General features: G+C 70.4%; 21 protein-coding genes. All 21 read right to left on the reverse strand.

The genetic code is table 11. The features are described 5' to 3' along the window. Positions 1–149 precede the first annotated feature (149 nt). Positions 150–527, reverse strand: a complete 378-nt coding sequence (locus VFA06_RS15560; RefSeq protein ID WP_324841280.1) for a chorismate mutase — start codon at positions 525–527, stop codon at positions 150–152. 283 nt (positions 528–810) lie between these two features. After that, a complete protein-coding gene (locus tag VFA06_RS15565) occupies positions 811–1,113 on the reverse strand; it encodes a WXG100 family type VII secretion target (protein ID WP_324841281.1) in 303 nt (100 codons plus the stop codon). 64 nt (positions 1,114–1,177) lie between these two features. Beyond that, a complete protein-coding gene (locus VFA06_RS15570; RefSeq protein ID WP_324841282.1) occupies positions 1,178–1,489 on the reverse strand; it encodes a WXG100 family type VII secretion target in 312 nt (103 codons plus the stop codon). Between the two features lie 299 nt (positions 1,490–1,788). Next, complete coding sequence (locus tag VFA06_RS15575; protein WP_324841283.1) at positions 1,789–3,453, reverse strand: succinic semialdehyde dehydrogenase; 1,665 nt, start codon at positions 3,451–3,453, stop codon at positions 1,789–1,791. A 92-nt stretch (positions 3,454–3,545) separates the two neighbouring features. After that, complete coding sequence (locus VFA06_RS15580) at positions 3,546–5,465, reverse strand: TIGR03960 family B12-binding radical SAM protein (protein WP_324841284.1); 1,920 nt, start codon at positions 5,463–5,465, stop codon at positions 3,546–3,548. 9 nt (positions 5,466–5,474) lie between these two features. Beyond that, positions 5,475–6,725: a rod shape-determining protein RodA gene (gene rodA / locus VFA06_RS15585; RefSeq protein ID WP_324841285.1), complete on the reverse strand. Its 1,251-nt coding sequence runs from the start codon at positions 6,723–6,725 to the stop codon at positions 5,475–5,477. Beyond that, positions 6,722–9,025 carry a penicillin-binding protein 2 gene (gene mrdA / locus VFA06_RS15590; RefSeq protein ID WP_324841286.1) on the reverse strand — a complete coding sequence of 768 codons (2,304 nt, stop codon included), beginning with the start codon at positions 9,023–9,025 and terminating at the stop codon, positions 6,722–6,724. The genes rodA and mrdA overlap by 4 nt, the downstream gene beginning before the upstream one ends. Continuing rightward, positions 9,022–9,630, reverse strand: a complete 609-nt coding sequence (gene mreD, locus VFA06_RS15595; RefSeq protein WP_324841287.1) for a rod shape-determining protein MreD — start codon at positions 9,628–9,630, stop codon at positions 9,022–9,024. The genes mrdA and mreD overlap by 4 nt, the downstream gene beginning before the upstream one ends. Positions 9,631–9,664: 34 nt before the next feature. Further along, complete coding sequence (gene mreC, locus VFA06_RS15600) at positions 9,665–10,573, reverse strand: rod shape-determining protein MreC (protein ID WP_324841288.1); 909 nt, start codon at positions 10,571–10,573, stop codon at positions 9,665–9,667. Between the two features lie 33 nt (positions 10,574–10,606). Further along, positions 10,607–11,626: a rod shape-determining protein gene (locus tag VFA06_RS15605; RefSeq protein ID WP_324841289.1), complete on the reverse strand. Its 1,020-nt coding sequence runs from the start codon at positions 11,624–11,626 to the stop codon at positions 10,607–10,609. 163 nt (positions 11,627–11,789) lie between these two features. Beyond that, entirely contained in the window at positions 11,790–12,224 is a 435-nt protein-coding gene (gene ndk, locus VFA06_RS15610) for a nucleoside-diphosphate kinase (RefSeq protein WP_414639901.1), read from the reverse strand. A gap of 67 nt (positions 12,225–12,291) precedes the next feature. Beyond that, positions 12,292–12,699: a DUF4233 domain-containing protein gene (locus VFA06_RS15615; RefSeq protein WP_324841291.1), complete on the reverse strand. Its 408-nt coding sequence runs from the start codon at positions 12,697–12,699 to the stop codon at positions 12,292–12,294. A gap of 117 nt (positions 12,700–12,816) precedes the next feature. Continuing rightward, entirely contained in the window at positions 12,817–14,292 is a 1,476-nt protein-coding gene (folC, locus tag VFA06_RS15620) for a bifunctional tetrahydrofolate synthase/dihydrofolate synthase (protein ID WP_414639903.1), read from the reverse strand. Next, positions 14,196–15,104 (reverse strand): bifunctional DNA-formamidopyrimidine glycosylase/DNA-(apurinic or apyrimidinic site) lyase, encoded by a 909-nt coding sequence (gene mutM / locus VFA06_RS15625; RefSeq protein WP_324841293.1) that lies wholly within the window; start codon positions 15,102–15,104, stop codon positions 14,196–14,198. Before mutM ends, folC begins: the two co-directional genes overlap by 97 nt. Further along, the gene (gene rnc, locus VFA06_RS15630; protein ID WP_324841294.1) at positions 15,088–15,819 is read right to left on the reverse strand and encodes a ribonuclease III; all 732 of its coding nucleotides are present in this window, start codon (positions 15,817–15,819) and stop codon (positions 15,088–15,090) included. Before rnc ends, mutM begins: the two co-directional genes overlap by 17 nt. A gap of 15 nt (positions 15,820–15,834) precedes the next feature. Continuing rightward, positions 15,835–16,008, reverse strand: coding sequence for a 50S ribosomal protein L32 (gene rpmF / locus VFA06_RS15635; RefSeq protein WP_324841295.1), 174 nt, complete (start codon positions 16,006–16,008; stop codon positions 15,835–15,837). A gap of 211 nt (positions 16,009–16,219) precedes the next feature. After that, a complete protein-coding gene (locus tag VFA06_RS15640) occupies positions 16,220–16,852 on the reverse strand; it encodes a YceD family protein (RefSeq protein ID WP_324841296.1) in 633 nt (210 codons plus the stop codon). 182 nt (positions 16,853–17,034) lie between these two features. After that, on the reverse strand, positions 17,035–17,979 hold the full coding sequence (locus VFA06_RS15645; protein WP_324841297.1) for an ATP synthase F0 subunit B: 945 nt from the start codon (positions 17,977–17,979) through the stop codon (positions 17,035–17,037). Positions 17,980–18,183: 204 nt separating this feature from the next. After that, positions 18,184–18,660 carry a pantetheine-phosphate adenylyltransferase gene (coaD, locus tag VFA06_RS15650; protein ID WP_349260200.1) on the reverse strand — a complete coding sequence of 159 codons (477 nt, stop codon included), beginning with the start codon at positions 18,658–18,660 and terminating at the stop codon, positions 18,184–18,186. Between the two features lie 103 nt (positions 18,661–18,763). Then, positions 18,764–19,360, reverse strand: coding sequence for a 16S rRNA (guanine(966)-N(2))-methyltransferase RsmD (gene rsmD, locus VFA06_RS15655; protein ID WP_324841299.1), 597 nt, complete (start codon positions 19,358–19,360; stop codon positions 18,764–18,766). Between the two features lie 77 nt (positions 19,361–19,437). Beyond that, positions 19,438–21,819 (reverse strand): ATP-dependent DNA helicase RecG, encoded by a 2,382-nt coding sequence (locus VFA06_RS15660; RefSeq protein ID WP_324841300.1) that lies wholly within the window; start codon positions 21,817–21,819, stop codon positions 19,438–19,440. Positions 21,820–21,830 lie beyond the last annotated feature (11 nt).

Consider the following 21,830-nt stretch of genomic DNA (forward strand, 5'->3'; position numbering starts at 1 on the left):
GGAATGGTACGCGGACGCTGCCGGCTGTCCCCTGCCGGCGGACACGCACCGAGGCGAGGTCCCACAGCCGCGGGTCGGTTGTCGCTCGCCCGGCCCCGGCCGTTCGCCCCGGCCCATCCGCCGTGGACAACGACTGATCGGACGTCCGGTTACGCGCGTCCGCGGCCGAGTTCGAGCAGGGCCATGGCGATCGCCGTACCGGGGCGGCCGAGCGCGGCGGAGTAACGGGCGATGATCTCGGTCTCCCGGCGCAGGTCCACCCGGCGACCGCCATCGGCGATCCGGGCGGCTTGGATCTGCCGGGAGACGTCGATCCGGCGTTGCACCAATGCGGCGATCTGGGCGTCGAGGGCGTCAATACGTTCACGGCCGGAGAGCACGCCCTCAGGGCCGTCAGGGCCACCGGCGGCCTCGGAGGCGATCGCTTCGGCGGGTGACGGGGCGCTGCTCGACGCCGCGGGCTCGGTGCGTGCGGCAGGCGCGGCGGGCGCGGCCTGGGACTGGGGCGAAAGCTCGGTGGCGGTCATGGTCGGTCGGTCCTTCCGGAGGGGTCCTTGCGGGCGGTGTGGGAAGGCGCCGGCCGGTCCGCACGACCCGAGGCGAACGCGACGGCGCCCCGGACCCTGCGGGGTCCGGGGCGCCGTAAGTGGTCTCGCCGTGTTCGTCAGCGCGCGACCGCCTGGCTTGCCGGACCTGCCGGAAAGCCATAGCTAAATCGCCGGGACTGAAGCACGTTCGTCACCTTAGCAGAACGCACGAAGAGTCCGGCTCGCGTCCACGAGCCGGACTCACCCGCGCTTGACCGAAGACTCAGCTCCAGCTCTGGGCGTTGGACGACTCGGTCTGCCGGTAGGCCTGCTCGGTCTCGTCGAGCACCCGGCCGATCGTCTGCAGCACGTTGCCCAGGTCGGTCTGAGCCTGCATCCACTGCTGCTGCTTCTGCTGGTACTGCTCGGACGCGGAACCGGTCCAGCTTGAGACCAGCGGCTGCAGGTAACTGTGCAGGTCGTTGAGCTTCTGCTCCAGGCTCTGATACGTGGCCTGAGTGTTCTGCGCGGCCTCCGCGATGGTCGCGAAGGTGACGACGACGCTGCCGGAACCGTAACCAGACATTTCCTACTCCCCTCGTGAATTCAACAACCGGCGCGCGGCGGATAAGAACCCTGCCGTCTGCCTCTTACTGGAGACCCTTGAGAATCGCGCCGATCTGCGACGAGTTGTTCTCTTCAGCCGTCGAGTAGGCCTTGTTGCTCGAGTCGAGCATCTCGGCGATGCTCGCCAGAGCCTGCGTCAGCTTGCTGGCGTCCTCCTGCCAGCGGCTCATCAGCTGCTGGAACGCGCTGGCCGCGTTGCCCTTCCAGGAGCCGGCGACCGGCTCGAGCTTGCTCATCAGCGAGCGCAGTTCCGCGTTGATCTCCTCGCTGACCTGCTGGACCTGCTGGGCCGCCTTCTGCATCGTCGCAGCGTCTGTTGCGTAAGATCCGGCCATCGTTCACCATCCCCGTCAAATCAGGAAATCTGCGTATAGGACAACTGTGAGGTTGTCAGATCCACCATTCCCGCGCTCCCCCAAGCCCCAAGGCCCTCGCAGAGGTGACGGTTCGGTGCCATCTGCCCCTACACGCTACTGGCACGAGCACGGCGGCAGAAAGCGGGGTAACAGACATTACCAAGTCTTTACCCCCGCCCGGCGCGTCGTGATCGACGGGATGCAGCCGTCTGACGCGGCCCGCTATCAGCGCTCTGGATCAGGTCAGCGCCTTATGAGCGTTGGCGCCGACCCCGTGGCTACTTCATTCCGAGCCGCTTGAGCAACCGCAGCGAGAAGCTCAACTGCTTGGTGTAACGCTCGGCGGAGAATCCGAACCACGGGGCGAGCGGCAGTACCGTCTGCCGGGCGATCGTCTGCACCTCGGTGTATCGGTGGATGCCTTCGGCCCCGTTGCGGCGGCCGAGCCCGGAGTCGCCCATTCCGCCGATGGCCGCGCCGACGGAGCCGAAGGCCGCGGCGTAGGCCTCGTTCACGTTGACCATTCCGGAGTGCAGGCGCAGCGCGGCCTCGCGCGCGCGCTTCGTGTCGCGGGTCCACACGGCCGCGTTGAGGCCGTACGGGGTGTCGTTGGCCAGCTCCAGGACCTCGGCCTCGTTCTTGAATCCGTACACTGACACGACCGGGCCGAAGGTCTCCTCGCCGTACACGGACATGGCCGGAGTCACCCCGGACAGGATGGTGGGCTCGTAGAACAGCGAGCCGACGTCCGGCCGGCGCCGGCCGCCGGCCAGCACCTTGGCGCCCTTGGCCCGCGCGTCCTCCACGTGCAGCGTGACGGCTTCGAGCTGCTTGGTCGAGGCAAGGGAGCCGATCTCCGCCGAGTAGTCGAGGGCGCCGCCGAGCCGCAGCGCCTTGGTCTCGGTCACGAAGCGCTCGATGAACTGGTCGTACAGCGAGTAGTGCACGTAGATGCGCTCGAAGGACACGCACAGCTGGCCGGCCGATGAGAAGCAGCCGCGCAATGCGCCCTGCACCGCTTTCTCCACGTCGGCGTCGTCGAACACGACCATCGAGTTCTTGCCGCCGAGCTCCAGCGAGCAGCCGATCAGCCGGCCGGCGGCCTGCTGGGCGACCTGCCGGCCGGTCCGCGTCGACCCGGTGAAGGCGACGTAGTCGGCGTGGTCGACCACGGCAGGTCCGGTCACCGGGCCCTCGCCGGTGACGATCTGCCACACGTCCTCGGGCAGTCCAGCGCGGACCGCGAACTGCCGGACGTAGAGCGCGGTGAGCGTGGTGGCGTTGTCCGGCTTGTGCACGACCGCGTTGCCCGCGACAAGGGCCGGGGCGATGTCCATGACGACCAGCGCGAGCGGATAGTTCCACGGCGTGATCAGCCCGACGACGCCCTTGGGGTGGCGCACCTCGGAGACCTTGGTGAGGCCGGGCAGGATGCCGGGGCGGCGCCGGTCCTTGAGGTACCCGGCGGCCGCGGCGGCGTAGTGGCGCAGCGCGGCGGCCGAGCCGGCGAGTTCCTCGTAGGCGTGCAGCCGGGCCTTGCCGGTCTCGATCTGGACGAGGTTGAGCAGGTGCGGTTCGTTGTCGAACAGCAGGTCGTGCATGCGGCGCAGCACCGCGGCGCGTTCCCGCACCGGCCGGGCGGCCCAGGCCGGCTGCGCGGCGCGGGCCTTCTGGAAGGCCAGCCGCACGTCGCCGGGCGCGGACTGCGGCAGATCGACGATGACCTCGCCGGTCAGCGGGGCGTGGATCGGCGTCGACGCGGCCTTGGAGCCGACCACGACATCCTCGACCAGCCGGGCGACGAACTCGCGCGGCAGGTGCGGGCGTATGGACTCGAGTCTCGTCGCCGAGCCGCCGTTCGCGCCCACTCCGGCGCCGGCGCCCGACCCCCCTCCGACCGATTGGCTTTGTGCCGTCTGGGGAGTCACACCGCTCGTCGTCATGCGCACAGACTAGAGCGGCCACCTCGCTGAATCCAGACCAGGTTACCGGCAAGTAATCGAGCTTGGCGCAAGGTGATCAAGCAGCGCCGCGATCAGACCACGGTGAGCGGGAGCAGCTTCTTCCCGGTCGGGCCGATCTGGATCTCGGTCTGCATCTGCGGGCACACGCCGCAGTCGAAGCACGGGGTCCACCGGCAGTCATCGACCTCGACCTCGCGCAGCGCGTCCTGCCAGTCCTCCCACAGCCATTCGCGGTCGAGTCCCGAGTCCAGGTGGTCCCAGGGCAGCACCTCGACCTGGTCGCGCTCGCGCGTGGTGTACCAGGGCACGTCGACCGGCTCGTCCTTGAGCGCACGCTCGGCGGCCTGCATCCAGCGCTCGTAGGAGAAGAACTCGCTCCAGCCGTCGAAGCGGCCGCCGTCCTCGTAGACGGCGCGGATGACCTTGCCGATCCGCCGGTCGCCGCGGGAGAGCAGGCCTTCGACGATGCCGGGCTTGCCGTCGTGGTAGCGGAAGCCGATGGCACGGCCGTAGTCGCGGTCGGCGCGGATCGCGTCGCGCAGCTTGGCCAGGCGTGCGTCGGTCTCCTCGGCGCCGAGCTGCCCGGCCCACTGGAAGGGGGTGTGCGGCTTGGGCACGAAGCCGCCGATGCTGACGGTGCAGCGGATGTCACGGCTGCCCGAGGCTTCGCGCCCGGCCTTGATGACGTTGCGGGCCATCTCGGCGATCTGCAGCACGTCCTCGTCGGTCTCGGTGGGCAGGCCGCACATGAAGTACAGCTTGACCTGGCGCCAGCCCGCCGAGTAGGCGGCGCTGACCGTGCGGATCAGGTCCTCCTCGCTGACCATCTTGTTGATGACCTTGCGGATCCGCTCGCTGCCGCCCTCGGGCGCGAACGTCAGGCCGCTGCGACGACCATTGCGGGACAGCTCGTTGGCCAGGTCGATGTTGAACGCGTCGACGCGCGTCGAGGGCAGCGAGAGCGAGGTGTTGGTGCCCTCGTACCGGTCGGCCAGGCCCTTGGCGATGTCCGCGATCTCGCTGTGGTCCGCGGAGGAGAGCGAGAGCAGGCCGACCTCTTCGTATCCGGTGGCGGACAGGCCGCGCTCGACCATCTCGCCGATGCCGGTGATCGAGCGCTCGCGCACCGGCCGGGTGATCATGCCGGCCTGGCAGAACCGGCAGCCGCGGGTGCAGCCGCGGAAGATCTCGACCGACATGCGTTCGTGCACGGTCTCCGCCAGCGGGACCAGCGGCTGCTTCGGGTACGCCCACTCGTCGAGGTCCATGACCGTGTGCTTGGACACGCGCCACGGCACGCCGGTCCGATTCGGCACCACGCGCTTGATCCGGCCGTCCGGCAGATATTCGACGTCGTAGAAGCGCGGGATGTACACGCCGCCGGTGCGCGCGAGACGCATCAGCAGCTCGTCGCGGCCGCCGGGCCTGCCCTCGGCCTTCCAGGCGCGCACGATGTCGGTGATGGTGAGCACCGCCTGCTCGCCGTCGCCAAGTACGGCCGCGTCGATGAAGTCCGCGATCGGCTCGGGGTTGAAGGCGGCGTGGCCGCCGGCGATGACCACCGGATGCGACTCGTCGCGGTCCTTGGCCTCCAGCGGGATGCCGGCCAAGTCCAGCGCGGCGAGCAGGTTGGTGTAGCCGAGTTCGGTGGAGAAGGAGACGCCGAACAGGTCGAACGCGCCGACCGGCCGGTGTGCGTCCACGGTGAACTGCGGCACGTCGTGCTCGCGCATCAGCGCCTCGAGGTCCGGCCAGACCGAGTAGGTGCGCTCGGCCAGCACGCCCTCGCGCTCGTTGAGCACTTCGTAGAGGATCATGGTGCCCTGGTTGGGCAGGCCGACCTCGTAGGCGTCGGGATACATCAGCGCCCAGCGCACGTCGCAGGCGTCCCAGTCCTTCACCGTGGAGTTCAGTTCGCCGCCGACGTACTGGATCGGCTTGCGCACGGAGGGCAGCAGGGCTTCTAGACGGGGCCAGACGGAGTTCACCACGGTCCCAGGCTACCTGGTGGAGCGCAGCCTGACGTTTTCCAGCAGGCCGACGGCGATGAAGTTGGCGAACATCGAGGAGCCGCCGTAGGAGACGAACGGCAGCGGGATACCGGCCACCGGCATGATCCCGAGCGTCATCCCGATGTTCTCGAAGGTCTGGAAGGTGAACCAGCACAGCACGCCGGCCGCCAGCAGCAGCGGGAAGGGCTCGGTGGCCAGGCGGGCGATCGTGCAGGCCCGCCAGAGCAGCACCGCGAACAGCGCGATGATCAGCAACCCGCCGACCAGGCCGAGCTCCTCCCCGGCCACCGTGAACACGAAGTCGGTCTGCTGCTCGGGCACGAACTGGCCATTGGTCTGCGCGCCGTGGAAGAGGCCCTGTCCGAAGATGCCGCCGGAGCCGATCGCCAAGCGCGCCTGATGCGTGTTGTAGCCGACGCCCTGCGGGTCGAGGTTGGGGTCCGCGAACGCCGCGAACCGGTTGACCTGGTGTGCGGCCAGCAGGTGCAGCTTGACGATCGCGACCACGCCGCCGGAGGCCGCGAGCGTCAGCAGCGCGAGCACCCTCAGCCGGACGCCGGAGACCACGATCATGCCGACCACGGTGGCGACGATGACCATGGTGGTGCCCAGGTCGGGCAGCAGCGCGATCAGGCCCATCGGCACGGCGGCGGCCAGCAGCGCCAGGGACAGCAGCCGGGCGGACGGTACGTCTCCGGGCCGGCGCGGGTCGAAGACCGGGGCGAGCAGGTCGGGGGCGCGCCGGACGGTGGGCCGGGCCGCCAGGGTCATCGCCACCGCCATCACCACGCCCACCTTGGCGAATTCGGCGGGCTGGATGGAGAAGCCGGCGCCGAGTTCGATCCAGGAGCGGGCGCCGTTGACGGTCGAGCCGAGCGGGGAGAGCACCGCGAGCAGGCCGAGGACGGCGAACAGGTACACCGCCGGGGTCAGCGCGCGCATCCGCTTGTGGTCGAGGGCGCTGACCGCGGCGGCCAGAACGAGGCCGACGCCGAGGTTCAGCAGGTGGCGCTTGAGGAAGTACTGCGGGTCGCCCCCGGTCAGCGCGCTGCGTTCCCGAGTGGCCGACCAGACAAGGAGCGCGCCGATCAGGGCGAGCGCGACCGCGGATCCGGCCAGCGGCCAGTCGAACCGGCGCAGCGCTCCGCCGCGGCGAGCGGCGGCCCGCACGCGTTCGGTCGGGGAATCGGCCGGCGCGACGGCGACCGCGGGGACGCCGGCCTTCTCACCGATGATCATGTGGCCGTTCCCATTCGGTACGGGATCCCTCTCGACCAGTTCGCGCGGTACACCTCTGCGAAGCGACGTTCCGGGAGGAAGTACGCGGCGGCGGCGAGGACCGGGGGTGCGTCATGCAGCGAGGGCCTGACCGCGGAGACTCCGTAGGCGGGCGGCGGCAGGTACGGCGGCGGGAGGATCTGGTCAGCGGGGGCGACCAGTGTGCCGTCCGAGCGGATCTGCGGAAGGGACGCGGGCGGCTGCGGCAGCATGGCGGCCTGCGGGTTGATCGCGCCCTGCTGGACGCCGTAAAGCGCCTCTTCGATCTTCTCCACCGCCGGACCCGAGGTCATCGCGCCCTGCCCGCCCTGCGAGACCATCATCGCGACCGCGTACTGCGGGTGGTTCGCCGGGAGGAACGAGGCGAACACGGAGGTGGCCTGCTTGCCGTAGACGTCCGCGGTTCCGGTCTTCGCGCCGACCGCGATCTTGTCCAGCGGCCAGCCGCCGAACACGCCCGACGCAGTGCCTTCCTGCGCGACGCCCTCGAACGCGTTGACCAGGAAGGAGCGCGTGGCCGGCGAGACCGGCACGTGCCCGACCACCTTCGGCTGATACGTCGCGACCACGTGCCCGTCCGGGGAGATGACCGCCTTCTCCAGGTGCGGCTGGTACAGCGTCCCGCCGTTGGCCAGCGCCGAGTACGCGCGCGCGAGTTGCAGCGGGGTGACCAGGATGCCGCCCTGGCCGATCGCCTCGATGACCGCGTCGCCGCCGCGGAACTGCCAGCCGTCCTGGCAGTTCTCGTACGCGATCTGCTTGAGGTACGCGGCGCGGGTCGGGTCGGAGGCGGCCACCTCCGGATAGCCGGTCTGCGCCCGGCGGCACCAGACGTCCTTCATCTGCTTCCAGGTGGCCAGCTTCTCCTGCCGGGTCTGCACGTCGCCGCCGGCCTCGCCGGGCAGGTCGATTCCGGTGCGGCGGCCGAAGCCGTACTGCGCGGCCATGGTCTGGACCGGGTCGGCCGGGTGCGCGACCGGGCGGTTGCCACCGTCGTGCAGCCACATCTGGTAGGCGGCGCGGTAGAACACCGTGTCGCAGGAGACTTCGATGGTGCGCTTGAGCGAGATGGGACCGAAGGCCTCGCCCTCGAAGTTGTGGAAGGACTGGCTGCCGACCTCGAAGGAGGGCGAGCAGTCGTAGGTGCCGTGCGCCGGGAAGCCGTCTTGGAGCATCGCGGACGCGGTGACCAGCTTGAACGTCGAACCGGGGGCGAACTGGCCCTGATACGCGCGGTCCAGCAGCGGGACGCCGGCGTTCGGGTCTGTCAGGTGCGCGTAGTCGGCCGCGCTGATGCCGCCGCTCCACACGGTCGGGTCGTAGCTCGGGTAGGTGGCCATCGCGACCACCCCGCCGGTGTTCACGTCGAGCACGACGACCGCGCCGGAGTCGGCCTTGTAGTGCGCGCTGCTGTTCTTGTCCCAGCCGCCGCGCGCGGTCTTGATCGCCGCCGCGAGCTGCTGTTCGGCGACGGCCTGAATGCGCGCGTCAAGGGTGGTGACCACGTCGTCGCCGGCGACCGGTGCGGTGGAGGAGACGGTGCGCACGGCGCGGCCGAGGTTGTCGACGGCCACCTCGGACACCCCGGAGACGCCGCGCAGCTCCTTGTCATAGGTCTGTTCCAGCCCTGAGCGGCCGACCATGTCCGTGGGCTGATAGGTAGAACCGGGGGCGCTCAGCTCGTCCGGGCTGACCGGGGAAAGGTAGCCGAGTACCTGCGAGGCCTGGACGCCGTATGGCTCGGGGTAGGCGCGTTGCGCGGCGGGCACGACCGCGATACCGGGGAACTGGTCGTGCTCCTCCATGATCTTGACGGCGAGCGGCGGCGGCACGTCCTGCGCGACCGGGATCGGCTGGTACGGCGAACCGGTCCAGCAGGGCTGGGAAACCGTCGGCGAGCAGAGCCTGGCGCGCTGCTCAAGCTGCGCGACGGGTACGCCGAGGGTGTCGGCGAGCCGTTCGAGCACGGCCTTGCCCTGGTGCGGCTGCTGCGTCAGCGTGCTGAGGTCGACGGTGACTTCGAGCACGGTGCGGTTGTCCACCAGCGGCCGGCCTTGGTCGTCGAGGATCGAGCCGCGCACCGCCGCGGTCGCCACCGTGCGCAGGTCGTTGGCCGCGGCCGCCTGCTGGAACTGCGGCCCGGAGCGCACCTGGAGGTACCAGAGCCGGACACCGAGCGTGCACAGCAGGGCCAGTACCAGCACCTGCACGACGGACACGCGGCTGCGCGCGAGTTGCGGCACGGACAACGGACGGTTCACACCCTCTCAGCCTCGGAACGCAGCCCGGGGCTGGTGTGCGCCGGGCCGGGGAAAACGGGGCCCTGGACGGCGTTGCCGACCGGGGCGAGATAGCGGGCGCCCCCGCCGGCCACACGGCGGGCCAAGGCGGCAAGGCCGGGAACGACCAGGGGCGTGGCGACGGCGGTGTACAGCGCGGCGGCACCGAGGGCGAGCAGCAGGCCGGGGCGGGAAAGGCCGATGCCGTCGCCGAGGGCGAGGCCGATCAGAGTATTGAGGATCAGGGCGAGCGCGGCGTAGCAGCCGGCCCGCAAGCTGGTGCGCAGCGCGGAGCGGCGCACCTCGCGGGCGGCGCGCCCGGCAAGCGCGCCGACGACGGTCAGCACCAGGGCGTGCCGTCCTACCGCGCCGAGCGAGGGCGGCGCGAGGTCCTGGATGAGGCCGGCCAGGAAGCCGGCCGCCGCCCCGCCGGCGGTCCCCCACTCGGCGGCGAGAGCCAGCGCGACAAGTAGGACCAGATCCGGCACCGCATAAGGCAGATGCAGCTTCGGCACGACCGACGACTCGAGCGTGAGCGCGAGGATCGCGGCGGCAGCAGTCAGCGCGGCACGCAGCAGGGTTCGCATGGTCTCCTGACCTCTTCCGGCGCGGTTTGGGCTGCTACGGCTGCGTCGCGCCGGCTGACTGAGGGTCGGATGCAGCGGCGCCCGGCACCATCGCGTCGCGCGGATCTGTCCGCGGAGGCTGCACAACCACGGCCACTGTGTCGACGGACGTCGCGTTGACGTACGGGGTAACCAGCACCGTGCGCGTCAGCGCGCCGGGTGTCGAAACGACCTGACGCACCGTCCCGACCGGCACTCCGGGCACGAATGGCGCGTCACCGGCCGAGCCGAGGGTGACGACCACGGCACCCGGCTTGACCTCGAGCTGCGGATCCAGGAACTCGACGCGCAGCGTATGCGGGTCCTGACCGGTCGCGGTGCCGATGGTGCCGGAGCCGGCGAGCCGGACCCCGACCGTGGAGGCCGGGTCCACGGCCAGCAGCACGGTCGCGGTGTACGGGCCGACCGCGGTGGTGCGGCCGACCAGCCCGTCGCCGGTGACGACGGTCTGGTTCTCGGTGATGCCGTCGCGCGTCCCGGCGTCGATGGTGGCCGACCAGGTTCCGTCCTGGGCGGGGGAAAGGCCGACCAGCCGCGCGGGCACGGTCCTCAGGCCGCCGAGCGCGGTCAGTCGCAGCAGCTTGTCGAGTTGGTCGGCCCGTGCGCGGTTCTGCGGATCGGTCTCCAGCTGCGCTTTGAGCGCGGCGACCTGCGCGTTGAGCTGCGTGATGCGCTGCTGGTCCGCGGCCGAGTGGCCCCAGCCGCTCAACAGCGACCCGACGCCGCGCACCCCGCTGTCCGCGGCGCGCTGCACCGGTCCGAGCACTGACTGGCCGAGGGAGCGGACCTTGCCCAGCGGGCCCGGAGCGCCGGGGCGGTCGCCGTGTGCGTCGACGGTGATCAGCGCGAAGCCGGCCAGCAGCAGCCCGACCAGCACGATCCGGGTACGGCGCGTGTCACGCATATAGCCGCGTCCTTCATGCCCGCACTCCCCCGGTCACCTGCGGCTCTGCGCACCGAGCACCGGCTGCAGCGCGTCGAATTCGTCCACGCAGCGGCCCGAGCCGAGCACCACCGAGTCCAGCGGGTTCTCCGCGATCAACACCGGCATCCCGGTCTCCCGGCGCAGCCGCTGATCCAGGCCGCGCAGCAGCGCGCCGCCGCCGGTGAGCACGATGCCGCGGTCCATGATGTCGCCGGACAGCTCGGGCGGGCACTTGTCCAGGGTGTCCTTGACCGCGTCCACGATCGCGGCCACCGGCTCGTCGATCGCGCGGCGGATCTCGGTGGAGGTCAGCACGATGACCTTCGGCAGGCCGGAGACCAGGTCCCGGCCGCGCACCTCGGCGTGCAGCTCGGAGTCGTGGTCGTCGGCCGAGCCGATGGTGATCTTCAGCTCCTCGGCGGTGCGCTCGCCGAGCAGCATCGAGTACTCCTTCTTGGCGTACTGGATGATCGCGTTGTCCAGCTCGTCCCCGGCAGTGCGGATGGAGGAGGCGGTCACGATGCCGGCGTAGGAGATGACCGCGACCTCGGTGGTGCCGCCGCCGATGTCCACCACCATGTTCCCGGTGGCCTCCTGGATCGGCAGGCCGGCCCCGATCACGGCCGCCATCGGCTCCTCGATCAGGTGCACCTGGCGGGCGCCCGCGGCGTCGGCGGCGTCCTCGACCGCGCGCCGCTCGACCCCGGTGATCCCGCTCGGCACGCAGATGACCACGCGAGGCTGGGCGAGCAGCCGGCGGTGGTGCACCTTGCGGATGAAGTACCGCAGCATCCGCTCGGCAATCTCGAAGTCGGCGATGACCCCGTCCTTGAGCGGGCGGATGGCGACGATGTTGCCGGGGGTGCGGCCCATCATCTTCTTCGCCTCGGCGCCGACCGCGAGCACCGCCCCGTTGTGCGTGTTGACCGCGACGACCGAGGGTTCGTTGAGCACGATCCCCTTGCCGCGCACGTAGACCAGCGTGTTCGCCGTTCCGAGGTCCACCGCGATGTCACGGCCGACGACCGACATGCCCATATTCGTACCAGTTACCTTCCGCGATCACCCACGCCCGTCTTCAGACAGTACGGGTGCTTCCCGCCGATTCGCGGCAAGGAAACGGAGGTTCCACCGGACGAGGGACCGGTTTCTGGTCTGGTTGGCGGGACCGGGAAGCGGCTGCTTCCCGGTCTGCTCAACCCTGCTCGGGGAAGAAGATCTTGATCTCGCGCTCGGCGGAGGCGGGCGAGTCCGAGCCGTGCACCAGGTTCTGCACCACGGTGGTGCCGATGTCGGTGGCCAGGTCGCCGCGGATGGTCCCGGGCGCTGCCTTGACCGGGTCGGTGGCGCCGGCGAGAGTGCGGAAGGCCTCGATGCAGCGGTGCCCCTCGATGATCATGGCGACGACCGGGCCGGAGGTCATGAAGGAGACCAGCGGCTCGAAGAACGGCTTGCCCTCGTGCTCGGCGTAGTGCTCCTCGACCAGTTCGCGGGGCAGCGCCCGCAGGTCCAGCGCGACCACTCTGATCCCCTTGGCTTCGATCCGCCGGATGATCTCCCCGGTCAGCGCGCGGCGCACGCCGTCCGGCTTCACCAGCACGAGCGAGCGTTCCACGGGGGTCGCCACCATCATCTCCTCAAGCAGTCGCGCGACGTCTGATTCGACGTCTGTGGTTCTCTTGATGGTATGACCCGGATCAGCGGGCCTTCACTCCAGGACGCTCTGTAGAAGTTGGCGTAGAAGTTGGCGGCTCGGCGTCCGCTTCGGCGGCCTGCTCGTCCGATCCCGCCTCCTGCTCGGCCATCCGCTGCGCCTTGATCTGCTCCGCCTTCTGGCCGAAGTGCAGTCCGGCCCACCAGATCGCGGTGAAGATGACGCCGAGCACGAACATGTCGGTGACCAGGAATCCGGCGGCGATGAAGCCGATCTGCAGCGCCCATCCGACGCCGTACGCCCAGCGGTACCGCATCATTCCGGACAGCAGGATGCACACGCCGCCCAGGACGACGGCGACGATCCAGTCGCCGGAAGGGTGCAGCTTCGCCGCGACCAGGCCGAAGAAAAGGGCGATGAACGCCTCGAAGACGAGTACGGAGGCGGCCATCCGGCGCATCGGATCGCCCTTTCTGCTTCAGTGACCGAGGCTGACCTGTCGGCCGTTCGAACCTCCATTGAAGCAGCCGCGGCGCTGCCTCTTACACAGGGTCTGGTCACCTAGGGCCTAGTGGCGCAGCAACCGCCCGGCCTCGCCCGCGGTGACCACGGACCCGGTGATCAGGACCCCGGTGCCGCCGAGCGAGGCATCCGGCACCCCCTCCTCGGCCAGGCCGATCGCCCGCTCGATCGCGTCGTCGAGCCGGTCCACCGGGGTGACCCGCTCGGGACCGAACACGTCACCGGCGATCGCGGCCAGTTCGGCGACCGGCATCGCGCGCTCGGTGGAGTTGCGGGTGACCACCACCTCGGCCAGTACCGGTTCGAAGGCCTCGAGCACGCCGCGCACGTCCTTGTCCCGCATCGCCGCGATCACGCCGACGAGGTGGTCGAACGAGAACTCCTCGGCGACGGCCTCCGCGGTGGCCAGCGCGCCGCCGGGGTTGTGCGCGGCGTCGATCAGGACGGTCGGGCTGCGGCGCACCACCTCCAGCCGGCCCGGCGAGCGGACCGCGGCCATGGCCTCGCGCACGATCTGCGGTTCCAACGTGCCGCCGCCCTGGCCGGCGCCGAGGAAGGCCTCGACGGCGGCGATGGCGCAGGCGGCGTTGTGCGCTTGGTGCACGCCGTACAGCGGGAGATAGACGTCGTCGTACTCCTGCGACAGCCCCTTGATGACGAGCTGCTGGCCGCCTACCGCGAGCTGACGGTCCATCACCCCGAACTCGATGCCCTCGCGCGCCACGGTCGCGCCGACCTCGGCGGCCTGCCGCAGCAGCACCTGCGCGGCCTCCAGCGGCTGTTGGGCGAGCACGACCAGCGCGCCGGCCTTGATGATCCCGGCCTTCTCCCAGGCGATCTCCTCGACGGTGTCGCCGAGCAGGTGGGTGTGGTCGAGCGAGATCGGGGTAACCACCGCGACCTGCGCGTCGATCACGTTGGTCGAGTCCCAGGTGCCGCCGAGCCCGACCTCGACGACCGCGGCGTCCACCGGGGCGTCCGCGAAGGCCGCGTAGGCCATGCCGGTGATCATCTCGAAGAAGGAGAGGGGGAAGGGCTGGCGCTTGTCCACCAGCTCGGCGAACGGCTGCACGTCCCGGTACACCTCGACGAACCGCTCGCGGCTGATCGGCTCGCCGTCGAGGCAGATCCGCTCGCGCATCTCCTCCAGGTGCGGGCTGGTGTAGCGGCCGGTGCGCAGGTTCAGCGCACGCAGCAGCTCGTCGATCATCCGCGCGGTAGTGGTCTTGCCGTTGGTGCCGGTGATGTGGATCGACGGATAGGAGCGCTGCGGCGAGCCGAGCACGTCCACGAGGTCTTCGATCCGGTCCCGTGAGGGTTCGAGCCTGGTTTCCGGCCAGCGCCGCAGCAGCTCCCCCTCGACCGCCCGGTACTCCGCCTCGATCCCGTCCTGCCCCTGTCGCGTGCTCATGGGCTCATCTTCTCTTACTGCGCGACTGGTTTCTTCCGCGCGGCCGGGACGCGCGCGCCCGCCTTCTGAGCAATCCCCTTCTGACCGCCCGCCTTCTGACAGCGCGGGCAGAAGTACGACGATCGGTTCATGAAGGCGACGCGGGTGATCGGCGTGGTGCAGCGGCCGCACGGCAGGCCGGCCTGGCCATAGGCGTTGAGGGAGCGGGAGAAGTAGCCTGACTCGCCGTTGACGTTGACGTACAGCGAGTCGAACGACGTGCCGCCGACCTCCAGCGCCTCGGCCATCACCGCACGGGCGGCGGCGAGCAGGCGCTTGGCCTCGGGCAGGGTCAGCGAGGTCCCGGGCCGCTCGAAGTGCAGCTTGGCGCGCCACAGCGCCTCGTCGGCATAGATGTTGCCGACTCCGCTGATCAGCGACTGGTCGAGCAGCGCGCGCTTGACGCCGGTGCTCTTGGCCCGCAGCGCCGCGAGGAACTTCGCGTCCTGGAACTCGGCGTCCAGCGGATCGCGGGCGATGTGCGCGATCGGCGCCGGCACGCCGTCTTTGAGCGGCTCGAGGCTGAGGCCGCCGAAGGTGCGCTGATCGACGAAGCGCAGCTCGGGACCGTCGTCGGTGAACGTCACGCGCACGCGCAGGTGGGTTTCGTCCGGGGCGCCGACCGGCTGGATGAGCAGCTGACCGCTCATGCCGAGATGGCCGAGTACCGCTTCATCCGCTCCGAGCGGAATCCACAGGTACTTGCCGCGCCGCTGCGCGACGCCGAGGGTGCGGCCGACGAGTCTGGAGGCGAAGTCGTCCGGGCCGGCGACGTGTCGCCGGATCGCCCGCGGGTGCAGCGCCTCGACGGTCGCGACCGTGCGTCCCGCCGTCCAGCGCTCCAGGCCCCGGCGGACGACCTCGACTTCAGGCAGCTCCGGCATCGGGTTCCGCCTTCGCCGAGCCGTAGACCGCGCGAATGGCCCGGTAAGCGTGCTCCGCGGCGATCTGCTCGGCGACCTTCTTCGAGCGGCCGCGGCCGGACGGGTACTCCTTGTCCGCGACGCGCACCCGGGCCTCGAAGAACTTGTCGTGGTCCGGGCCGTCCTCGGTGACCAGGTACACCGGCACGCCGAGCCCGTGCTCGGCGGTCAACTCCTGCAGCGAGGTCTTCCAGTCCAGGCCCGCGCCGAGGCCCGCGGAGGCCTCGATCAGCCCGTCGAAGAGCCGGTGGATGAGCGCCCCGGCGGTCTCCAGGTCGTGGTCCAGGTAGACCGCGCCGATCAGCGCCTCCATGGTGTCGGCGAGGATCGAGGACTTGTCCCGGCCCCCGGTGGCCTCCTCGCCCTTGCCCAGGCGCAGGAACTCCCCGAGCCCGAGCGAGCGGGCCACGTCCGCCAGCGCGCGCGAGTTGACCACGTGCGAGCGGAACTTGGCCAGCTGCCCCTCGGGCAGGTCGGGATGCGTGTCGTACAGCGTGCTTGTGACGACGAGACCGAGCACCGAGTCGCCGAGGAATTCGAGGCGCTCGTTGGTCGGCACATTGCCGTTCTCGTAGCTGAACGAACGGTGGGTGAGCGCGCGCTCGAGCAGCTTCGCGTCAAGCGGAACGCCGAGCCGCTGCTCCAGCACGGCCGGGGGCACCTGGGAATCGGTCACGGCGGCTTCCAGCCGTCAGACGGCGACGACCTGGCGCTTGTTGTAGGTGCCGCAGTTCTCGCACAGCGTGTGCGGGAGCTTGGTCTCGCCGCAGCGGTCGCAGGTGGCCAGGGTCAGCGGCGCGGCCTTCCACTGGGCACGCCGCGAACGGGTGCGGCTGCGGGACTTCTTGCGCTTCGGAACGGCCACGGTTCGAACTCTCCTGGTCATCGCCCGCCGCAGGCCGCCAAGCCGGCAGCGGGTAGGGAAAAACTGCTGCGATTTTACCGTGCCCCGCGAGGATCCCGGGGCTCGCGTTTCCGCGTGGAGCCGTTCGGCGGGCCGGCCGGCTCCCTTATTGCTCAGACGACTGTACTGGACAGCGCCGACTGCTACTTACCTACTGCGTCGTACTGCTGATTTACCCGCCGTTCCCGCGCTGTTGGCCGGTTTCGGCGGATTGCGGACCTTCCGACCCGCCACCCGGCATCGCCAGGCTGCTCAGCGCCGCCCAGCGCGGGTCCACGGTCTCGTGTCCGTGGTCCGGGTCGTCGGCCAGCCTGGCGCCGCACTGCGCGCACAGCCCCGGGCAGTCCTCCCGGCACAGCGGCTGGAGCGGCAGCTCCAGCATCACCGCGTCGTGCACCAGCGGGCCGACGTCGATCAGGTCCTCCACCACGAGCTGGGCCTCCTCCGCCTCCTCGGCGGTCAGGTCCTCGAGGTCGTAGTAGAACAGCTCCTGGAATTCGGCGTCGAGGTCCACCTCGACCGGGTCGAGGCAGCGCACGCACTCCCCGACCAGCGAGCCGGAAACCCGCCCGGTGGCCAGTATCCCTTCCACCACCGACTCGACCCGCAGGGTGAGCCGCAGGTCCGCGCCCTCGGCCGAGTAGAGGCCGTCGAGCGTGGTCGCCTTCTCGCCGCCGAGCAGGTCCGCGGCCGGCAGATCCCGGTCGAACTCGCGCATCGCTCCGGGGCGACGGCCGAGCTCCCGCGCGTCGAAGACGAACGGGGACCGCGCGTCGAGACGGCGTGGCTTGGGTGCGGCAGGCATGACGGCTTCCAGCTTGAAAGGGTGGGGTGGTCGAGCACACGGTCCGAGGTAGCGCAACCGGCCGTCCAGAGTAGCAAAAAGCTGGGCCGTTCGAGGAACGGCCCAGCTCAGCGTCGCTTTCGCTACGGTCTCACCCGTGCCGCTCGGCGCCGGACCGGGCCGGTCGGCGCCCTCGGCCCGGCTTAGCGGCCGTATCCGTCGTGCTGGAACTGCCGCACGTCGATCAGGCCGGTGTCGAAGTACGAGGTCTCGTCTGCCGGGTACTGCGACGGCGGGGCCTGGCGCTGCGCCGGCGGCTGACCGTACTGCCCGGACTGGTGGCCGTAGTCGTCGCCGTACTCGGAGCCGTAGCCGCCCCCCTGCGGGTCGGTGTGGAACTCACCGGTGCCGTACCCGTGGGCCGCGCCCTGGTCGTACGCACCCTGCTCGTAGCTGTAGCCCTCGTGCTGGTCCGAGCCGTACGCACCCGCGGCCGCGTAGTCGCCCTGCCGCTCAGGGTATCCCTCGCCGTACTGGTGCTGCTCGTACGGGCGCTCCGCCTCGGCGAAGGCGTCCACGGTGAAGTCCTGGCTCTCGTACCCGTCGAAGGAGCTCTCCCCGCCGGAGAAGTCCCGCGAGCGTCGGCGCTCCTCGGCGACCGCGTCCTGCTCCTCGACGTGCCGGCCGAGCTCGTCCATCGGGTTGCTGCTGCCGCGCATCTTCTCGCGACCGCGGCCCACCGCCTGGATGGTCTTGGTGAGCACCACCTCGAAGTTGGCCAGCTTCTGGTCGACCCAGTCCTCGGCCTCGGCGCGCATCTGCTCGGCCTCGCGCCTGGCCTCGGCCAGGATGCGCTCGGCCGCGCCGCGCGCCTCCCGGGACACGTCGGTGTTCCCGATGATGGACTCGCGCTCGCTGCGGGTGCGCTCGAGCAGCCGCTCGGCCTCGCGGCGGCCGTCTTCGAGCACGGACTCGCGGTCGGCGAGCACCCGGCGGGCATGCTCCATCTCTTCCGGAAGCCCCCGCCGCAGGTCGTCGAGCAACTCGAGCACCTGGGCGCGGTTGATCACACACGAGGCCGACATCGGCATAGCGCGTGCGCTCTCCACGATCTCGATGAGTTCGTCGATCTTGGCATTCACGTCCACCGGACTGGCACTCCCTGTTTCACGGGCGGCGCCCGGAAGCGGGCGTCCCGCCAACGGTACCCCGTACGGCTCAGTGTGCGAGTGCCGCGCCGGGAATGGCTGCTCTGCCGTGAATGGCGCTATCGCCGGTAATGCCCGAAAGGCTAGCTATAGATATGACGTACCGTCACGTATCGGTCACTTAACACGCACCTCTGCGGTGCGTTACTTGCGCAGACGCTCGATCAAACGCTCCAACACCGCGTCGGGAACCAGGCCCGCGACGTCCCCGCCGAGCGCGCAGACCTCCTTGATCAACGAGGAGGACAGGAAGCTGTAGAGCGGATTGGTGGCCACGAAGAGCGTCTCGACGTCGGCCAGCCGGTGGTTCATCTGGGACATCTGCAGCTCGTAGTCGAAGTCGCCGACCGCGCGCAGCCCCTTGACGATGCCCCGGATGCCGCGCTCCCGGCAGAAGTCGACCAGCAGTCCGTCGACGACCTCGACCTTGACGTTGGGCAGGTGCGCGGTGACCTCGCGCAGCATGTCCATCCGCTCGCCGTAGGGGAACAGGCCGTTCTTGCCGGCGTTTTTGCCGACCGCGACGACCACCTCGTCGAACAGCTGCGCCATCCGGCCGATCACATCGAGGTGGCCGTTGGTCACGGGATCGAAGGAGCCGGGACACGCCACGCGGCACAGCTTCGACTTTTCCGGGAGGCCGGGATTGGGGTCCACGAGACAGTCCTTGTCATCGTCGGCAGAGCTTGTCGTCGTCGGGGCGCCAGTCAGGTCGAGCCGCTCGTCAGCTGGCAGCGTCTGATTCGCTCGTAGCACCGGCTTGGCGGCGACCGTACCAGACCGTGCCCTCGCCATACGCGCGGGACCGCAGGGCGCCGAACCCCGCAGGCCAGCGCCACTCGGGACCGCGCGACGCGCGCTCGACCGCGACCATCGCGCCGGGGGCGATCCAGCCGTTGTCCGCGAGCGAGACCAGCACCGCGGCCAGATCCTCGGCGGGCATCGCGTACGGCGGGTCGAGGTATACGAGGTCGTACGGTTCGTCCGGGCAAGGGGTCGCGGCGAGGTGCTCGACCCGCTCGATCGCGATGCGCGCGCCGGGCAAACCGAGCGTGTCGAGGTTCGCATGCATGACGCGGACCGCCGCGCGATCCGAATCGACCAGCAGCGCGGCAGCGGCACCGCGGGACAACGCTTCGAGCCCGACCGCTCCGGAACCCGCGTAGAGGTCGAGGACACGCAGTCCGCCGAAGCCGTTGAGCGCGGCGTCGAGCGCGGAGAACAGGCCCTCTCGAGTGCGGTCGGAGGTCGGTCGGGTGCTGCGGCCGTCAGGCACGGCGAGGCGTCGCCCCCGCGCGCTCCCGGCGATGATGCGTGTCATGGCGCCGATTCTGCCCGCAGGCACGTGGTGAATGCCTAATGGAGGGCGTGGTGACGTACTCCGGCTCCGTTACTCGCTCAGGATTTCTCGAGGAACGTCGCCCGATCGGAGGTGACCAACGCGGCGACCGCGGCGGCGAGCGCCGGTTCCCCGATCAGCTCCGGGTCGCGGTCCACCAGCTCGGTCGCGGCCTCGCGGGCGTCGCGAAGGAGGTCCTCATCGTGCAGGACGCGTAGCAGCTTGAGCGAGGAGCGGCGTCCGGACTGGCTCGCGCCGAGCACGTCGCCCTCCCGGCGCTGCTCGAGGTCGATGCGGGAGAGCTCGAAGCCGTCGAGGGTTCCGGCGACCGCGTCGAGCCGCTCGCGCGCGGGCGAGTCGGCCGGTGCCTCGGTGACCAGCAGGCAGAGTCCGGGCGCCGTTCCGCGGCCGACCCGGCCGCGCAGCTGGTGCAGCTGCGAGACACCGAAGCGGTCGGCGTCGAGCACGGCCATGACGGTCGCGTTGGGCACGTTGACGCCGACCTCGATGACGGTCGTCGCGACCAGCACGTCGACCTCGCCCGCCGCGAAGGCGGTCATCACCGAGTCCTTCTCCTCGGGCGCGAGCCTGCCGTGCAGGACGCCGATGCGCAGACCGGCGAGCTGCTGCTCGCTCAGTTGCCGGGCCATGTCCACGACGGACAGCGGCGCTCGTGCCGCTGAGGCAGGCGAGGCGAGGTCGTCGAAGGAGAGCTGTGCCTGACCTTCGAGCGCCGACTCGGCGTCCGCGTCGTCGTCGCCGTGACCGTCGCCGGCGCCGTCACCATCGAAGTCGTCCGCGTCCGGCCCGGCTTGATTGCGCCGCCGCCTCGCCTTCGGTTGCTCATCGTTCTGTGCCTCGTAGCCGCCCGCCTCGTCGCTGCCGGTCTCCGCGCCGTCGCCGATCCGCGGGCAGACCACGTACGCCTGGTGCCCGGCGGCGACTTCCTCGCGGATCCGGTCCCAGGTGCGCGCGAGGTAGTGCGGCTTGTCGGCGGCGGGCACGACGAAGGTGGAGATCGGCGAGCGGCCGCGCGGCAGCTCCGCGAGCACGGAGGTCTCCAGGTCGCCGAACACGGTCATGGCCACGGTGCGCGGAATCGGTGTCGCGGTCATCACCAGCAGGTGTGGCGGCTTCTCCGCCTTCGCGCGCAACGCGTCGCGCTGTTCCACACCGAAGCGGTGCTGTTCGTCCACCACGACCAGGCCGAGGTCGGCGAACTGGACGGTGTCCTCGATCACCGCGTGCGTGCCGACCACGATCCCGGCCGCGCCGCTCGCCGCGTCCAGCAGGTTGGCACGCCGTTCCTTCGCACCCTGCGATCCGGTGAGCAACGCCACGCGGGTGCCGTCGGGATCGCCGTCCAGCTGGCCGGCGCGGGCGAGCGGGCCGAGCAGGTCGAGGATCGAGCGGTGGTGCTGCTGGGCCAGCACCTCGGTGGGCGCGAGCAGCACCGCCTGGCCGCCCGCGTCGACGACGGTGAGCATGGCGCGCAGCGCGACCACCGTCTTTCCCGAGCCGACCTCGCCTTGCAGCAGCCGGTGCATCGGGTGCGTGGCCGCGAGGTCCTGCTCGATCTGGCGGCAGACCTCGCGCTGACCGGCCGTCAGCTGGAAGGGCAGCCGTTCGTCGAAGCGGTCGAGCAGGCCGCCGGTCCGCACCGGCCTGGGCACGGCGGGCAGCGCGAGCGCGGCGCGGCGGCGTTGCGCCAGCACCACTTGCAGCGGCAGCGCCTCGTCCCACTTCAGCCGGATCTTCGCGAGCTGATAATCCGAGCGCTCCTCGGGCCGGTGCACCTTCTCGAAGGCCTCGCGCAGGCCCAGCAGCCGATGCCGGTCGCGCACCTGCTGCGGCAGCGGATCGGGCACGGACTTGAGGCTGTCGAGCGCGAGCCTGACACAGGCTTGGATCTTGCGGGTCGAGAAGCCCGCGGTCGCCGGATAGAACGGGATCAGCTCGTTCGCGTAGCGCTCGGCCTCGGCCTCGGCGTCCTGGTCGTCCTTGAGCAGCTCGAACTCGGGCTGGGCGAGCTGGCGGTGCCCGCGGAACTCGGTGACCCGGCCGGAGAAGAGTCCCACGCGTCCCGGCCGCAGGTCGCGGTCCAGCCAGGGCTGGTTGAAGAAGGTGAGCGCCAGCGAGGAGGTGCCGTCGGTGACCGTGACCTCGGTCAGCGAGCCGCGGCGGCCCTTGAACGGGCGCTTGGTGACCTTCTCCACCTCGGCCAGCACGGTGACGTAGTCGTCGAGCGTCAGGCTCGCCAGGTCGCTGAGCTCGCCGCGCTTGGCGTACCGGCGCGGATAGTGCCGCAGCAGTTCGCCGACCGTGTGCAGCTCGAGATTGCGTTCGAGCACCTTCGCGGTACGGCCGCCGACCAGGTCTTTGAGGGGTTCGGCCAGCGGGTCGGCTACTGCGGTCGGCCGACCCCGGACCGTTTCGACCATCGCGCTCCTCG

It is taken from the genome of Actinocrinis sp., from assembly GCF_035653575.1.
Classification (GTDB): Bacteria; Actinomycetota; Actinomycetes; order Streptomycetales; family Catenulisporaceae; genus Actinocrinis.

Excerpts from the sequence above, each read along its gene's own strand:
- VFA06_RS15605 (WP_324841289.1), bottom strand. The coding sequence starts at position 11,626 with ATGTCGGTCGTCGGCCGTGACATCGCGGTGGACCTCGGAACGGCGAAC.
- VFA06_RS15570 (WP_324841282.1), bottom strand. The coding sequence starts at position 1,489 with ATGGCCGGATCTTACGCAACAGACGCTGCGACGATGCAGAAGGCGGCC.
- mreD (WP_324841287.1), bottom strand. The coding sequence starts at position 9,630 with ATGCGAACCCTGCTGCGTGCCGCGCTGACTGCTGCCGCCGCGATCCTC.
- VFA06_RS15615 (WP_324841291.1), bottom strand. The coding sequence starts at position 12,699 with ATGGCCGCCTCCGTACTCGTCTTCGAGGCGTTCATCGCCCTTTTCTTC.
- VFA06_RS15575 (WP_324841283.1), bottom strand. The coding sequence starts at position 3,453 with ATGACGACGAGCGGTGTGACTCCCCAGACGGCACAAAGCCAATCGGTC.
- rsmD (WP_324841299.1), bottom strand. The coding sequence starts at position 19,360 with ATGACACGCATCATCGCCGGGAGCGCGCGGGGGCGACGCCTCGCCGTG.
- rodA (WP_324841285.1), bottom strand. The coding sequence starts at position 6,725 with ATGATCATCGGTGAGAAGGCCGGCGTCCCCGCGGTCGCCGTCGCGCCG.
- ndk (WP_414639901.1), bottom strand. The coding sequence starts at position 12,224 with ATGGTGGCGACCCCCGTGGAACGCTCGCTCGTGCTGGTGAAGCCGGAC.
- VFA06_RS15660 (WP_324841300.1), bottom strand. The coding sequence starts at position 21,819 with ATGGTCGAAACGGTCCGGGGTCGGCCGACCGCAGTAGCCGACCCGCTG.
- VFA06_RS15565 (WP_324841281.1), bottom strand. The coding sequence starts at position 1,113 with ATGTCTGGTTACGGTTCCGGCAGCGTCGTCGTCACCTTCGCGACCATC.
- mutM (WP_324841293.1), bottom strand. The coding sequence starts at position 15,104 with ATGCCGGAGCTGCCTGAAGTCGAGGTCGTCCGCCGGGGCCTGGAGCGC.
- VFA06_RS15560 (WP_324841280.1), bottom strand. The coding sequence starts at position 527 with ATGACCGCCACCGAGCTTTCGCCCCAGTCCCAGGCCGCGCCCGCCGCG.
- mreC (WP_324841288.1), bottom strand. The coding sequence starts at position 10,573 with ATGCGTGACACGCGCCGTACCCGGATCGTGCTGGTCGGGCTGCTGCTG.
- VFA06_RS15640 (WP_324841296.1), bottom strand. The coding sequence starts at position 16,852 with ATGCCTGCCGCACCCAAGCCACGCCGTCTCGACGCGCGGTCCCCGTTC.